At 64.9% G+C, this 14,410-nt stretch carries 10 protein-coding genes; 7 read left to right on the forward strand and 3 right to left on the reverse strand.

The window, feature by feature from the left end; all coding sequences use genetic code 11:
* Positions 1–216: 216 nt before the first annotated feature.
* Genes I6B53_RS02445 through I6B53_RS02475 form a run of 7 tightly spaced genes read left to right on the forward strand, consistent with a single transcriptional unit; the run spans position 217 to position 10,234 of the window.
* Entirely contained in the window at positions 217–3,324 is a 3,108-nt protein-coding gene (locus I6B53_RS02445) for a glycoside hydrolase family 38 C-terminal domain-containing protein (protein WP_216764690.1), read from the forward strand.
* Positions 3,317–4,471, forward strand: coding sequence for a hypothetical protein (locus I6B53_RS02450; RefSeq protein ID WP_253953942.1), 1,155 nt, complete (start codon positions 3,317–3,319; stop codon positions 4,469–4,471). The genes I6B53_RS02445 and I6B53_RS02450 overlap by 8 nt, the downstream gene beginning before the upstream one ends.
* Positions 4,468–5,736 (forward strand): family 20 glycosylhydrolase, encoded by a 1,269-nt coding sequence (locus tag I6B53_RS02455; RefSeq protein ID WP_216764691.1) that lies wholly within the window; start codon positions 4,468–4,470, stop codon positions 5,734–5,736. The genes I6B53_RS02450 and I6B53_RS02455 overlap by 4 nt, the downstream gene beginning before the upstream one ends.
* The gene (locus I6B53_RS02460; RefSeq protein ID WP_216764692.1) at positions 5,733–7,034 is read left to right on the forward strand and encodes an extracellular solute-binding protein; all 1,302 of its coding nucleotides are present in this window, start codon (positions 5,733–5,735) and stop codon (positions 7,032–7,034) included. The genes I6B53_RS02455 and I6B53_RS02460 overlap by 4 nt, the downstream gene beginning before the upstream one ends.
* Positions 7,035–7,047: 13 nt before the next feature.
* Positions 7,048–8,076, forward strand: a complete 1,029-nt coding sequence (locus I6B53_RS02465) for a carbohydrate ABC transporter permease (protein ID WP_216764693.1) — start codon at positions 7,048–7,050, stop codon at positions 8,074–8,076.
* Positions 8,073–8,999, forward strand: a complete 927-nt coding sequence (locus I6B53_RS02470; RefSeq protein WP_216764694.1) for a carbohydrate ABC transporter permease — start codon at positions 8,073–8,075, stop codon at positions 8,997–8,999. The genes I6B53_RS02465 and I6B53_RS02470 overlap by 4 nt, the downstream gene beginning before the upstream one ends.
* A complete protein-coding gene (locus tag I6B53_RS02475) occupies positions 8,996–10,234 on the forward strand; it encodes an AGE family epimerase/isomerase (protein ID WP_216764695.1) in 1,239 nt (412 codons plus the stop codon). The genes I6B53_RS02470 and I6B53_RS02475 overlap by 4 nt, the downstream gene beginning before the upstream one ends.
* Before the next feature lie 145 nt (positions 10,235–10,379).
* Here the strand turns inward: I6B53_RS02475 and I6B53_RS02480 are convergent, their stop codons facing one another.
* From I6B53_RS02480 to I6B53_RS02490, 3 genes are read right to left on the reverse strand one after another with little or no spacing between them, the layout of a single operon-like run.
* The gene (locus tag I6B53_RS02480) at positions 10,380–11,684 is read right to left on the reverse strand and encodes a lactate racemase domain-containing protein (protein WP_216764696.1); all 1,305 of its coding nucleotides are present in this window, start codon (positions 11,682–11,684) and stop codon (positions 10,380–10,382) included.
* Complete coding sequence (locus tag I6B53_RS02485; protein ID WP_216764697.1) at positions 11,681–12,619, reverse strand: HAD family hydrolase; 939 nt, start codon at positions 12,617–12,619, stop codon at positions 11,681–11,683. Before I6B53_RS02485 ends, I6B53_RS02480 begins: the two co-directional genes overlap by 4 nt.
* 10 nt (positions 12,620–12,629) lie before the next feature.
* Positions 12,630–14,399 carry a glycoside hydrolase family 3 protein gene (locus I6B53_RS02490; RefSeq protein ID WP_216764698.1) on the reverse strand — a complete coding sequence of 590 codons (1,770 nt, stop codon included), beginning with the start codon at positions 14,397–14,399 and terminating at the stop codon, positions 12,630–12,632.
* Positions 14,400–14,410: the final 11 nt, after the last annotated feature.

Genomic DNA, 14,410 nt, shown 5'->3' on the forward strand with positions numbered 1-14,410 from the left:
TTTGTCGGTAGTGATGTGCTGAACGGTCGGGCGCCGAGGGCGCGCGTGTCGGTGTTCATGAGGTGATCTGTCGGGGTGCGCCGGGGGCGGGTGGAAGCGCCCGGGGTGCGTGCAACCGACACACACATGATAGTCGACAGGAGTTCTTCGGAAGCACTTGCGCTAAATCGGTTTAGTGCCTACCCTTGGTGCAGAGCGTGAAAGGTCGAAGAAGACATGCATCACAACCGTTCAATCTTGCACAAGCGTGTCGAACGTACCCTGCGAGAAAAGCTCGCACCGGCCACGGTGAGTGTGATCGGCGCGTTGGACGTGTCCGCTTGGCGCGTCCCCCTTGAAGCAGGCGTCATCGGCGAACCGATTCCCTACGCCCTCGTTCCCCTCGACGAATTCACCCCCATTGCCGTCGGCGACACCTGGGGAGCGCCTTGGCAGACCACGTGGATGCTCTTCACCGCGCAGATCCCCTCCAGTGAGCAGGTCGCCCTTGCCCCCGGCGACACCTTGGAGGCCCGCATCGACCTCGGGTGGCAGGACCACTCGCCGGGATTCCAATGTGAGGGACTGGTCCGCGACGAGGACGGACGCACCGTCAAAGCACTCAATCCGCGCAACACGTGGGTTCCTCTACCTGCACCCGCCGAGGATGAAACGCCCTTCCGATTCACCGTGGAAGCAGCTGCCAATCCGCTTCTGCTCGACGTTCCTCCATTCCAGGTCACCTACCAGGGGCACAAGACCACGGCGACCTCCAAAGAGGCCTACGCCCTGACTCGGGCCGACCTGGTGGTCCGCCACGCGGAAGTCGACGCCCTGTTCTGGGACATGACTGTCCTGAGCGAATTGATCGCCGTCCAAGAAGACCTGGACGCGCGCGGATGGCAGATCCTCCTCGCCCTGTCCCACGCCATCGACGTCCTCGACCTCCAGGACATCCCGAACACCGCGGCAGCAGCGCGCGCCGTCCTGGCGCCACTGCTGGCCGAACCTGCATCCCCCTCGGCCCACCACCTGTCGGCAGTGGGACATGCACACATCGACTCCGGATGGCTGTGGCCCCTGCGTGAAACCAGACGCAAGGTCAACCGCACCCTGGCCAACGTCGTCCGTCTTCTCGACGACGGGGCCGACATGATCTTCGCCCTGCCTGCGGCCCAACACGTGGCGTGGCTGGAGGAAGAGGACCCGGAGCTCTTCGAGCGGGTCAAGAGGCACGTCGCGCGGGGACGGATCGTTCCGGTCGGCTCCATGTGGGTGGAGGCGGACGGCCAGCTGCCCGGCGGGGAGGCCCTGGCCCGTCAATTCGTCGAGGGCGAGCGCTGGTTCCGGGAGAAGTTGGACTTCACCTGCAAGGAAATGTGGCTGCCGGACTCCTTCGGATACTCGGCGGCCCTTCCGCAGATTGCGCGCGAAGCCGGCATCTGCCGATTCCTCACCCAGAAGATCTCGTGGAACCAGGTCGACAAGTTCCCGCACCACACCTTCTTGTGGGAAGGGATCGACGGAACCAGGATCTTCACTCACTTCCCGCCCGTCGACACCTACGGTTCGGAGATCACCGCAGAACAACTCCACCACGCCCAGACGAATTTCCAGGACAAGGGATGTGCCTCGGCCTCACTGCTGCCGTACGGCTACGGTGACGGCGGCGGAGGCCCCACCAGGGACATGGGTGAACGCATCACGCGATTCGCCAACCTTGCCGGGGCGCCCCGCATCGAACACGAAACCCCCCAGCAGTTCTTCGACCGGGCGATCGCCGAATACCCCGATCCGCCCGTGTGGGTCGGCGAACTCTATCTGGAACTGCACCGGGGGACCCTGACCAGCCAGATCGCCATCAAACAGGGGAATCGTCGCTGTGAGTCCGTGATCCGCGAGGCCGAACACTGGGCCGCCCTGGCGGCCCACGCAGGTCTGGTCGACTACCCGCACGAGGAGTTGCGCAAGGCCTGGCAGGACCTGCTCCTCACCCAATTCCACGACATCCTTCCGGGCACCTCCATCGCCTGGGTGAATGAGGAAGCGGCAGGACTCCACCGCCGGGTCCTTGGCACGTGCGAGGAGGTCATCACCCGCTCCCTGCGCGCTCTGACCGGGGCCGACGCAGTCCACGTGAACCCACCTGACGCCCCGCGCCCGCACGAGGCCCATCTGGCCAACGCTTCGGCCTTTCCCGAGCGCGGAGTCGCCCCCTTCGCCGCCGACGCCCAGCGCACCGGCACGGCCAGCGCGGCCCTCACCTTCGACCCGGAGACCAGGACGGCGTCCAATGGCCGGGTCACGGCACGCTTCGACGAATCGGGCGCCCTCGTGTCCCTACGAGGAAAGGACGGTGCCGAACTCGTCCCGCCCGGTGGTCGCGCCGGCGTCTTCGAAGTCTTCCAAGACTTCCCCAACATGTGGGACGCGTGGGACATCGACCCCTTCTACAAGGGCACCCGACAGGTCCTCGACCTCGAACCATGCGGCATCGAGCAGGGACCCGACCGCATCGTCGTGCGCGCCGCATCCCACTTCCGCAACTCCGAATTGCGCTTGGCCTGGATCCTCGACTCCGACGCCGAATCCATCGACCTGCATGTCCATGCGGACTGGCACGAGCACGAACACCTGTGCAAACTCGCCTTCCCCGTGGACATCCACACCGATCACGCGCAATTCGAAACCCAATTCGGGCACTTGAGGCGCCCCATCCACGAAAACACCTCATGGGACGCCTGCCGTTTCGAAGTCAGCGCCCACCGTTGGCTGCGTCTGGCGCACGCCACGGCCGCCCTCAGCATCGCCAATGACGCCACCTACGGGTGGGACCTCACCCGACACCTCCACCAGGACGGGACCTCGGGTCGGCGACGTGGAACCTGGACCCTCGTGCGCGCGACATTGGTCAAGTCCGCGCGCTTTCCCGACCCGGAACAGGACCAGGGGTCCTTCGAGTGGAACTTCCGCCTGCACCCGGGGGCCACCACCCTGGATGCAGTCGCCGACGGACAACACCTCAACCTGCGGCAACGATTCCTCGACGGGGCGCAGCGCAGTGTTGCCGCACCTTTCACGGTGGACGGAGCCGTCGTGGAGTCGGTGTGCGTCATCCCCCACACCGACAACTCCCTCGCCCTGCGCCTGTACGAGGCCCGAGGTGGATCCTCCACCGTTCACCTGCACACCGAGGCCGACGCCCGCGTCCGCCTCGTCGACCTCCTGTACCGGGAGTCGGAGGCCGAACCCGAACTGACAGACCTGGGAGGCGGACACCATTGTGTCGAATTGAGCCCCTTCCAGATCATCACCATTCGGATCGACAGGGGAGACCGTGAGTGACATCAGCGTGGGGGCAAACTACGTGCCCCGCCGAGGCTGGTTCCACTCCTGGCTGGACTTCGACGTGGACCAGGTGCGCGAAGACCTGGACGACCTCGTCGAACTGGGACTGGACCACATCCGGATCTTCCCCCTGTGGGAGCTCGTCCAGCCCAATCCTGGCCTCATCAGGGAGTCCGCCCTGATGGACGTGCGGACACTGGCGTGTGAGGCCTCCGAACGCGGGCTCGGAGTCAGCGTCGACGTCCTGCAGGGGCACCTGTCCAGCTTCGACTTCCTGCCGGCATGGACCAGGACATGGCACGCATCGAACATCTTCACCGACCCGGAGGTCATCGAGGCCGAATCCCGACTCATGACGGCGTTCGCCCAGTGTCTGAGCGACGTCCCGGGTGCCACCGGACTCTCGGTGGGCAACGAAATCGTCCAATTCGCCGCCCACAGGCACCCCGAGGCCGCGCCGCTGACCACCGCGCAGGCCGCATCCTGGCTGACGGCCATGTTCGAGGCGATGCGTTCGCAGTGGCCCCACGGCCGCCACACCTTCTCCTACGACGACGACGTCTTCTTCGACCCGACCCACCCCTTCACCCCGGACCTCATCGCCATGGGCGACCTGGTCACCGTGCACTCCTGGGTCTTCGGCACAGTGGGGCGGCACCACGGCAAGGACCATCCCCGCCTAGCCCTGTTCGCCCGTTACCTGCTCGAAGTGGCGCACGCATGGGCTCCGGGCAAGCCACTGTGGCTGCAGGAGATCGGAGCCCCCCTGACCTACGTCAGCCAGGACGAGGTCCCCGACTTCGTACGCAAGACCCTCTCCCATGCGTCCTGCGTCCCACAGAACCGCATGGTGACCTGGTGGTGCTCGGCAAACGTCTCCCCCTCGCTCACCAGATTCCCCGAGGTCGAGTACGGGCTGGGACTCTTCGACGCCGACGGGCACCTCACGCCGGCCGGCCGGGCTCTACGCGACTGGGTCAAGCACCCCGAGGTCGCGCCTGCGGCCAGTGGTGCCAACGCCCTTGCCATTCCCGCTCCCACCGATCCCGGAGCACGTCGTGCAGTGTCACCCGACGGCGCCCTCTTCGACTCCTGGGCCACCGCGATCGAAACAGGCACACCACTCACCCTGGAGGTCCAATGATCCCCGATCCTCTCTCGGCCGCCGAAGAAGCCGGCATCGACGTGTTCATCGCGCCCGGGCAGGCCACGTACACGGTGACCCGTCTGCCCGAAGGGGCCGGCGATTGCGCCGACGTGACAGGAATCCGTGTGACGGCACCGACCCAGGCGGGTCTGGTGTGGGGAGCGGCCCAGGTTCTCGCCGAGAAGGCGGCCGGCGCGCCCGTCACCCAGGGCGAGTTCGACCCGCCTTACGCGCGTCGAGGACTGCACGTCGATTCCGCCCGCCACTTCTTCGAACCGCAGCACATCCACGACCTGCTGCACATCATGGCGTGGGGGCGGCTGAACGTCATGAACCTCCACCTCTCCGAGAACGAAGGATGCCGCCTTCCCTCCCAGCGCCACCCCGAGATCATGTCCGAAGCCCATTTCTCACGGGAGGACATCCGCGGATTCATCGAGGAAGGCCAACGCCTGGGGATCACCGTCATCCCTTCGATCGACATGCCCGGGCATTTGGGCAGGGCCTTGGAAGGAAATGAGTGGGCGCAATTGCGGGACCAGGACGGGACGCCGATCCGCGGCGCCCTCGACATCCTCAATCCTGAGGCCATCGCCTTCGCATGGGACATCCTCGACGAGGCCGTCGAACTCTTCGGCGCCGAGGAGGTCACCATTGGCGGAGACGAATTCCTCGACCTCGGCGTGGGAGTTCCCGCCCTGCATGCGGCGGCGCAGGAACGATTCGGCCCGGACGCGGCCGAGAACGACCTGTGGATCGATTTCGTCAACCGAACCGTCGAACGTCTTGCCGCCAAAGGCGTGCGCTCAGGCGTGTGGAACGACGGGATCCGAGGCCGTCGTGTCGTCGACCTGGATCGGCGCGCGCTGCTGCACCACTGGACGCGATGGGGGCAGCACATGGCCGCTCCTTGCGAACTGTCCGACCACGACATGGTCAACTGGGACGCGGATGCCCTGTACTTCGTCCTGCGCCGCGACCAGCTCCACCTGCTTCCCACATTCGACTCGGTGTGGGACAACTTCGAACCCTCGCTCTTCCTCGACCGCGTCGGACACACCCGTCTGCGCAATGTCGAAGGAGCAGTGTTCTCCATCTGGTGCGACGAGCCCGACGCTTTGAGCACCGTCTCCATTGTGCGACTCGCGAAAGATCCCATCCTGGCCTTCGCCTGTCGTTGTTGGCCGCTGGGAGGCCTGCACGGCAAAGCTGCCGTCCACTCCGCCTTCTCGGCCGTGACCCAAGAAAGGGAAGGAAAATGACACGAGGACGTCCTCTTGTTGCACTCGTGGCCGCCGGGGCAATGATTTTCGGCCTGGCAGCCTGCACAGGTGGTGGCCCCACCACCTCGACCGAAACCCCTGCTTCGGCAGCGGCCTCCGGTGAAGTCGCCGGAGAGATCACGTTCCAGACCTGGAGTCTGAAGAACGAGAAGTTCACGCCGTACTTCGAGAAACTCATTGCGGAATTCGAGAAGGAGAACCCGAAAGTCAAGGTCAAGTGGCTGGACCAGCCCGGCGAAGGCTACGAGGAGAAGCTTCTCCAGCAGGCCAATGCCGGTGAACTGCCCGATGTCGTGAACGTGCCCCCGCAATTCGGATACCAGTTGGCCAAGACCGGTCAGCTCCTGGACCTGCGCGCGGCCGACTCGGCCGTGCTCAAGGACTACGTCGAAGGCGGTCTTGCGGCCTACCAGTACACGGACGCGGGTCTCGAAGGCTCCTACGGCTACCCGTGGTACCTGGGCACCATGTTCAACTACTGGAACATGGACGCCCTCGCAAAGGCGGGTATCACCGAGATCCCCACGGATGAAGCGTCCTACTACGCGGCAGCGGAGAAGGCAGGGGCCAAGGGTGTGGCCCTGCTCCACTCGGTGCCCTCCATCGGAACCTTCGCCGCCCGCGGCATCCCGGTCTGGGACGCCGACAAGCGTGAGTTCGTCTTCAACACGGACGAAGCCGTGAAACTCGTCGAACGCTACGCCGACCTGTACGCCAAGGGCGCACTCCCTCCGGAACTCATCACTGCCTCTGACAACGGCGCCGCCAAGAACGAGGCCTACTACAAGGGGGTTCTCGGCAACATCCAGTCCACTCCGTCCTTCGTCGGGGCAATCGCGGACAATGCTCCGTCACTGACCGACAAGACGAAGGTGACGAACCCGTGGGAAACCCCGCAGCTGCTGGTCCAGGGCATCTCCGTGTCCGCCAAGTCGAAGGCCCCCGCCGCCGCACTGGCTTTCGCCAAGTACGTGACCAACAACGAGAACCAGGTGGCTTTCGTCAAGATCGCCAAGGGCTTCCTGCCCGGCACCGTGGAGGGAAACAAGAACGCCGCAGACTTCGCATCCGCGGAGGATTCGGCGCTGATGAAGGAAGCCCTCAAGGTCGCCGGTGACACCGTCCAGAAGGCAGAGCTCCTCGGGCCCCTCGAGGTGTCGAACCAGATGGAGACCATCATCGTCCAGCAGGTGTCGGCAGCCATCACAGGACAGCGCAGCGCCAAGGAAGCACTGGACACCGCCGTCCAACAGTGCAACCAACTTGTGACGAAGTGAGTCGGAGCGGGTCATGAAATCCTATCGTTCGTACACGCCCTACCTGCTGATCGGACCAGCAGTGCTCTGGGTCGTGGTGTTCGGCCTGTGGCCCTTCGCGAACACGATCTTCCTGTCGTTCACTGATGCTCGACCTCTTCAAGAGGTGACGATTGTCGGGTGGGCGAACTACGAACGGCTTTTCGCTGACCCGCAGTTCCGGGAGGCCCTGCTCATTTCGCTGCTCTATGCAGCCGCGTGCGTGCCTCTGCTGACGATCCTGCCCCTTCTGATTGCACTTCTGGTCGTGAAGAAGATCCCCGGAATCGGATTCTTCCGGACCACCTCCTACTTCCCGGTCGTCGCATCGATCGTCGTGGCGGGAATCATCTGGTCCTGGTTGTTCGACTCCAAGGGCATCATCAACGAGTCATTGCAGGCAATGGGGCTGACGGACGCGCCGATCCACTTCCTCATCGACAGGTGGAAGCTGCTCGGATGCGCCATCGCCCTGACCGTGTGGAAGGGGCTGGGGTACTACATGGTGGTGTACCTGGCTGCACTGGCCAACATGGGTACGCAGATCCAGGAAGCCGCCGCTCTGGATGGGGCGGGATGGTGGCGGAGGCTCTTCTCCATCGTCATCCCCTCCATCCGGAGCGCCATGATCCTCGTCGCCGCGTTGATCTGCGCCTCGGCCATACGCGTCTTCTCGGAAATCTACGTGCTCTCCAACGGCACAGGAGGTCCGGGTGGCCTGGACCAGTCCATCGTCATGCTCATCAAGAGGGTCGGTCAGGGCCTCAACGGAGACCTGGGCTATGCGTCGGCCATGTCCGTGGTGTTGTTCCTGCTGACCCTCGTGCCTCTTCTCGTCGTCGCCTACTTCAATCTCGACGGGCGTGAGCGTCTGGCCAAGATGCGCAAACGCTGGAAGCAGCGTTCGGCCTCCGCAGGGGAGGAGGCCCCCGGCGAGGCGGCAGTCCTTGCCGCTTCGGCAGCGGGACGAGGGCGAGCCCGGCACTCGGACGGCGGGCACTCACGGAAGGGAGAGACACGATGAGCACCCTGGCCGCAGGTGGCGCCGATGGCACGAGGGCATCGAGAGCTCCTCGAATCCATCAGGAGAAGTGGTACCAACGCGGTTCGGCCCCTTACGAGCACGTCACCCCGGGGCTGGTCATCGCAAAGTACGTGCTCCTGGTCCTCCTGCTGGTCATTTCCGTGGGCCCGTTCATCTGGGAGCTCTCCACGGCGCTCAAGGGACCAGGGGACGACATCTACCAATTCCCTCCGCAGCTCATTCCCAGTGAGCCGACCTTGGCCAACTTCGGCACGGTTGCGGACCGCATTCCGATTCTGTCCTACGCATGGCACTCGGTGCTGGTGGCGATTGCCAGCGTCATCTCCAATGTCGTCTTCGGGACCCTTGGCGGCTACGCGTTGGCCCACATGGAGTTCCGAGGCAAGAAGATCGCCATCGCGATCCTCCTGTCCACACTGATCCTTCCGGGCGAAGTCACCCTGACCTCCCAGTACCTGACGGTCAAGTCCCTCGGAGTCGACAACTCGCTGGTCGGGGTGTGGCTGCCAGGAGCCGTCGGAACGATGAACGTCCTGCTCATGGCAGTGTCGGCACGAATGATTCCGCGCGCCCTCATCGATGCGGCGATCATCGACGGGACGAACACCTGGCAGCGTCTGCGCTACGTCGTCTGGCCCAATGTGCGCGGCATGGCCTCGGTGGTCGCCCTCTTCTCCTTCATCGGCGCCTGGGACGACTACCTGTGGCCTTTGGTGGTGCTCTCCGATCCCGAGAACTACACGCTCACCGTCGGAATGCAGTACCTGAAGTCCTCGTTCTCGGAGAATCCGCGTGTCGTCGCGGCCGGCACGATCATCGCCCTCGTCCCCATCATCATCATCTTCGCGTCGATGCAGAAATACTTCTTCCGCGGAGTCGAGGAAGGCGCGGTGAAGGGATGAGCGCAGTGGATCCGCAGTGGCGTCATCGTGAACGCGACGCCCTCGTCTCCTTCGCAACGAATGCCGTCCTTCCGGGAGGTTTCGGCTACCTCGATGCTCACGGACGTCACCAGGGCGACCACGGCTGTGAATTGTGGATCAACGGGCGTTTCACCCACGTGTTCGCCTGCGAGGTCCTGCGAGGAAACACCCGGGCGTGGGAACTGCTCGACCACGGGATGGGTGCACTGACGCACTCGCTTCACGACGACGAATTCGGGGGGTGGTTCCGCGCGGTCGACACGCAGGGGCACGGCCCCCTGACCCCGGCGGACACCGTGAAGGAGGCCTACTCCCACGCATTCGTGGTCCTGGCGGCCGCCGGCGCTCTTCAAGCGGGGCACCCCGAGGCCGCAGACCTCTTGGAGGAGGCGGTGTCCACGACCGAGCGGTACTGGTGGGAGCCCGAACACGGTCGAGTCCGGGAAAGCGCCAGTCGGAACTGGACGTCCTTCGAGCCCTACCGTGGCATCAATGCGAACATGCACACGGTCGAATCGATGCTCGCCGTCCATGACGCGACAGGGGACACCCGATTCCTCGACCGTGCCGTGGCCGTCTGCGACTTCGTCCTGGAGGGGGCTGCCGGCAGGATCTGGCGGATTCTCGAGCACTACACGAGTACTTGGCAGCCGCAGCCCGAATACAACCGTGACCGGCCGGCGGACCCGTTCCGTCCTTACGGCGCCACCGTGGGTCATGCCTTCGAGTGGGCGCGACTGTCGATCCAGGCCCATGTGACCAAGCAGCGGCACGGGACGGGTAGGGCTGACCTTTCGCGGGAGATTGCGCTGATCAGGCAGGCGCTTGCCGATGGCTGGGCGGTGGATGGTGCTCCCGGCTTCGTGTACACGACGGACTTCGACGGGCGCCCGGTCGCCCACGAGCGCATGCACTGGGTGGTGTGTGAGGCGATCAATGCCCTGGTCGTGCTCCGCGCGGCCGCGCGTGAACTCTCCCTTGATGCGCAGATCGACTGCGATGCGTGGGAGAGGGTCTTGTGGGACTACGCGCGTGAGCATCTCATCGCCTCTCCAGGGCACTGGCGCGAAGAACTGGACAGCCGCAATCAACTCTCGGAACGCACCTGGACCGGTATGCCGGAGATCTACCACGCCTACCAGACCCTGGTGCTGCCCGATGGTGACTACGCGTCGGGCTTTGCCCGGGCGGCCAAGGGGCTCCGAGAGGATTGACGGCGGCGCCGCGCCCTCCCCCCGCCCCCCCTTCTTCGTGAGATTCGTCCGTCATGCCGTTCATGACGAATCCCGGCCAAGGGAGGGGCGTCCCTGACGTCGAGGGCGTGGCCTTGTGCCCAATGCGGCGCCGCCGCCCTGGGAATCACTGCTCCAAACGGGTGCCCAACTTCTCCTTCGTGGCCCACAGGCCTGCGGAGGGGGTCGAGATGAAGAACACGACCTCGCCATCGGGCATTGTGTTCCACCCGTCCTGCATCACCTCCGGGTCGTATCGACGCAGAGCCTCGTCACAGTCCATGTACGCGAAACCCACGCCTTCGATGTCCTCACGGCTCAGGTGCCCCGGCGCGTAGCGCACCGTGAAACGCCCCTCGGGGGAGCTGTGCGGCAGGTGCGCGGTGCCGTGAGGAATGTCCTGCATGTCCTCCTGGGTCCTGAAGAGGTCGATGACCTCCTTCTGACCGATGTACCCGTACTTGCGAATCAGCGCCTCGACCTCGGGTTGCTCGCCGAAGCGCTCCACGCCCGGGGCGATGATGAGCAGCTCGCCGCCGTCCGCGATGGCCATGCGGGTGCGGTAGATCGCCTTGTTCGCCACCCACGTGGCGTGGAACTCATCGCCCTGCATGACGGCCACGATCTTGTGGACGGGTTCGTCGAAGACAGTGATGTTCTGCGCGCGGCTGGCCTTTGCCGCATCCAGGTAGGTCTCCAGGTCGTCACCGACATAGATTCCCGTGTGTTCCAGATGGCCGCCCTCGTCGTAGGCCATGACCACCTGCACGTACACGTCGGGGAGGCCACCCAGGAACTCGTCCTCGGCCTTGTTGAAGCACTTGCGCGCCGGGGTCAGCAGATTCCCCAGGTTGTTCTCGATGCCGTGGACGGCCGAGAGCATGTGTGAAGCGCCCAGCGTCCGCTTGCCGCCCAGGCCGATGAAGTAGTTCTTGTTGTGGTTGGCAAAACCCAGGACCTCGTGGGGCACCACGTGCCCCAAGTTGATGACCAGGTCCCAGTGCTCGGTCATGAGCATCGTGTTGAGGTCCACCGGCATGTCCCAGTCGACCAGGCCACCGGAGACCTGCGCCAGGTACGAGCCCGGCACCGTACCCACGTGGACGACGCCGTCCTTCCAGTCGTGGGCGTGGATGCGTTCCTCGGGGATCGAGCCGAACATCCACCGGTTCTGCTCGGGCGTGTGCGGAACGTGCTGGCCCAGGGTGGGGATGACGTGCACTTGGGCGCCCATGGCTTCCACATGGTGGTAGAGGTGCTCGGTCATCCATCCCAGGCCGGCGTGGGCGCGAGTGATGTCGGGAGGCAGCAACAGCACGCGATCCAACCTGTCGATTCCGAGGCGCCGTTGCGACTCCTCGACGGTGCGTTCCAACAACCCTTTGATGGTGGCCCGGTCGATGCCTTTGCCCGTGTGCGAGAACCACGTCATCGCAGTGTCCTTTCCTTGGAGGTCGTCGTGGGGCAGTCCGTGCGCCAGGGCGGGTCCGCAGGCAGCAGGGCTTCGAATTCGGTGACGAGGGCGTCCTGGTAGGCACCCCTGTAGGTCCCGGCGAGGAAACGCGGCAACGCCTCCTCACGGAAGCGCTTCCACGAGGCCGCTTCCCCTCCGGGATTGATGGGGTAGAAGAGAACACCTTCGCCGAAGGCCGCATCCCGGTCGCCCGGGGCGTCACCGATGAGCAGGATGTGGTCGTCCTCGTACTTGCCCTTGGCGGCCAGACGCAGGTGCTCCGCCTTCGAGCCCATCTCCTGGCCGGCGATGACCTTCACGTACTTGGCGAGGTCGTGTTCGCCCCACTCGCGGGCAAGGGCTTCGCCCGGCGTGGCTGACACCGTCATGCAGTCGACGTCGGTCTGCATGGCCTCCATGGCCTCACGCACGCCGGGGAAGGGGGCGCAGCCGCGCACCATCCAGGCGATGAGCTCATTGACGCCGTGGCCCCAGGTCACGCACCGTTCGATCTCTTCGGAGGGATTCGCGGCGGCGAATTGGGCGATGCCGGCGTCCGACAGGGGCAGCCCCGAGCCGATGAAGCGTTTGAGTTCATCTCCGTCGGGGATCTTCACGCCGCGGGCGGCGACCTCGGGACGCTCTCGCAGCAGGTCGAACAGGCGCGCCAGGGCTAGCCAGCGATTCCGGCCACGTGTCGTCGAGTACAAGTTGACGAACAGCGCCGTCTGCCGCACCAGAGTCGATGCCGCCTGCAGGTCGAAGTACTTGATGTAGGCGGGGGTGAAGCACTCCTGGTGCTTGATGTCCATGGCGTCCATCGCGCAACCGTCGGAGTCGATTCCGACGAAGAAGGACTTCGTGGGGACGAAGTCGATGAGCGCTTGGGTGGCTGTGTGGGATGTGATGGTCATGGTCTGTTCCTCACACCCTTGCGTCCGGGAAGCCGCAGTACGCGTCCACCGGGGAAACACCTGTGAACTGCGACCGTCCTTCGAGCTTGTCCAGCACGGCGACCAGGGTGTGTTCCTTGTCGTCGTAGGCGTTGATGAATGTCCGCACCTGGGGGACGTCGGCCATGTCGAAGGGGCCGCCGGTGGCCACGTAGACGACCGGAAGTTCGTGGACGTACCACGGGATGTCCACAGTGCCTTTGGTCGCCGGCCATGCCACACGTTGGGCGGGCTGCATCATTCCGTCGACCTTGGCCACCAGCAGGACGAGGTCGTAGGAGTCGGTCAGAGTGGCGATCGGCGCCTTGCCTGCGTAGATGTCGCGTACTCGTGCCGCCTGTTCCTCGGGCGAGAGTTCGGCGAGCACGCTCAGCAGGGATTCGTGGACAGTGACCTCGTAGCCGCGTTCGCCGAGCAAACGCGCGACGACATCGGCGGGGTGCGTGGCGCCTCCGCCACCACCGAAGGCGCGACTGATGGGGTTCTCGGGTCCGCTGACGGGGACGACGAGGATGCGGCGGTGCCGTTGGGGCGACAGGGGCAACAGCCCTTCCTCCCGCGACTTGACCAGGGTCACCGCGCGGTCCGACACGGCCGGTGCCAGCGCGAGATTCTCCGCCAATCCAATGCGTGCCATGGCCTCTTCCTTGGGGGCGAGGATCTGTTCACGCGGGGTCGAGTGCAATTTGAGGCGCGCCTTGAGTCCGAGGATGCGTTGCAGGGCCTGCGTGAGCCGCTCCTCGGTGATGACGCCGTCCCGGTGGCCCTGCAGCATCCACTCGAAGTCCTCATCCGGGTCATTGAAGAACAGGAACAGGTCGCAACCTGCGGCGATGGCGCGGGGCAGCAGGTCCTTGCGCGACATGCGTCCGGTCAGACCCACCATGTGCGAGGCGTCCGTGACCACCAGGCCGTTGAAGCCGAGGCGGCCACGCAGCAGGTCGGTGACCAGCTCCTTGGACAAGGTGGCGGGCAGCAGGTCCTCGTCGGTGGTCTCGGGGCTGAAGAAGCGCTGGTAGGCGGGCTGCATGATGTGGCCGACCATGATCGAGGGCAGTCCTTCGTCGATGAGTCCCCTGTAGACCTTGCCGAAGGTGGCGTCCCATTCCTCGCAGCTCAGGGAATTCACGCTGGAGGAGAGGTGGTGGTCGCGTTCGTCGATGCCGTCACCCGGGAAGTGCTTGGCGGTCGGCAGGATTCCGGACTCCATGATTCCCCGCATGTACGCCTTGGACATTTCCAGGACCAGGTCCGGGTCGTCGCCCCAGGTGCGGGTGCACACGATCGGGTTGCGCCAGTTGCGCACCAGGTCGACGATCGGCGCGAAGGACCAGTTGCAGCCGATCGCACTGGCCTCGACGCCGCTGACCCGCCCCATCTCGTAGGCCCACGACGGGTCGGCGGTGGCACCGATCTTCACTTCCCATCCGACGTAGGTGCCGTCGGTGCAGGCGCCGTTGCCGCCGGCTTCGGTGTTGGCGGCGATGAGCAGTGGAATCTTCGAGGAGGTCTGCAGGATGTGGTTCTGTTCCCACACTTCTTCGGCGATGCCGGGGTTGTATCGTACGGCGCCGATGTGGAAGCGGTCGAGGATGCCGGTCAAGTACTCCTCGGTGCGCTTCGAGCCCATGTTGACGAAGAGCTGGCCGATCTTCTCTTCGTCGCTCATCGATGCGATGGTGTCATTGACCCAGTCGATGTCCTCTGGGGCCAGGTTGAAGGGGGGTGCGGACAGATCCACCAGGGGGTTCT

Source organism: Schaalia sp. 19OD2882, assembly GCF_018986735.1.
In the GTDB taxonomy this organism is placed as follows: Bacteria; Actinomycetota; Actinomycetes; order Actinomycetales; family Actinomycetaceae; genus Pauljensenia.

Excerpts from the sequence above, each read along its gene's own strand:
- I6B53_RS02455 (WP_216764691.1), top strand. The coding sequence starts at position 4,468 with ATGATCCCCGATCCTCTCTCGGCCGCCGAAGAAGCCGGCATCGACGTG.
- I6B53_RS02480 (WP_216764696.1), bottom strand. The coding sequence starts at position 11,684 with ATGACGTGGTTCTCGCACACGGGCAAAGGCATCGACCGGGCCACCATC.
- I6B53_RS02445 (WP_216764690.1), top strand. The coding sequence starts at position 217 with ATGCATCACAACCGTTCAATCTTGCACAAGCGTGTCGAACGTACCCTG.
- I6B53_RS02485 (WP_216764697.1), bottom strand. The coding sequence starts at position 12,619 with ATGACCATCACATCCCACACAGCCACCCAAGCGCTCATCGACTTCGTC.
- I6B53_RS02465 (WP_216764693.1), top strand. The coding sequence starts at position 7,048 with ATGAAATCCTATCGTTCGTACACGCCCTACCTGCTGATCGGACCAGCA.
- I6B53_RS02475 (WP_216764695.1), top strand. The coding sequence starts at position 8,996 with ATGAGCGCAGTGGATCCGCAGTGGCGTCATCGTGAACGCGACGCCCTC.
- I6B53_RS02470 (WP_216764694.1), top strand. The coding sequence starts at position 8,073 with ATGAGCACCCTGGCCGCAGGTGGCGCCGATGGCACGAGGGCATCGAGA.
- I6B53_RS02460 (WP_216764692.1), top strand. The coding sequence starts at position 5,733 with ATGACACGAGGACGTCCTCTTGTTGCACTCGTGGCCGCCGGGGCAATG.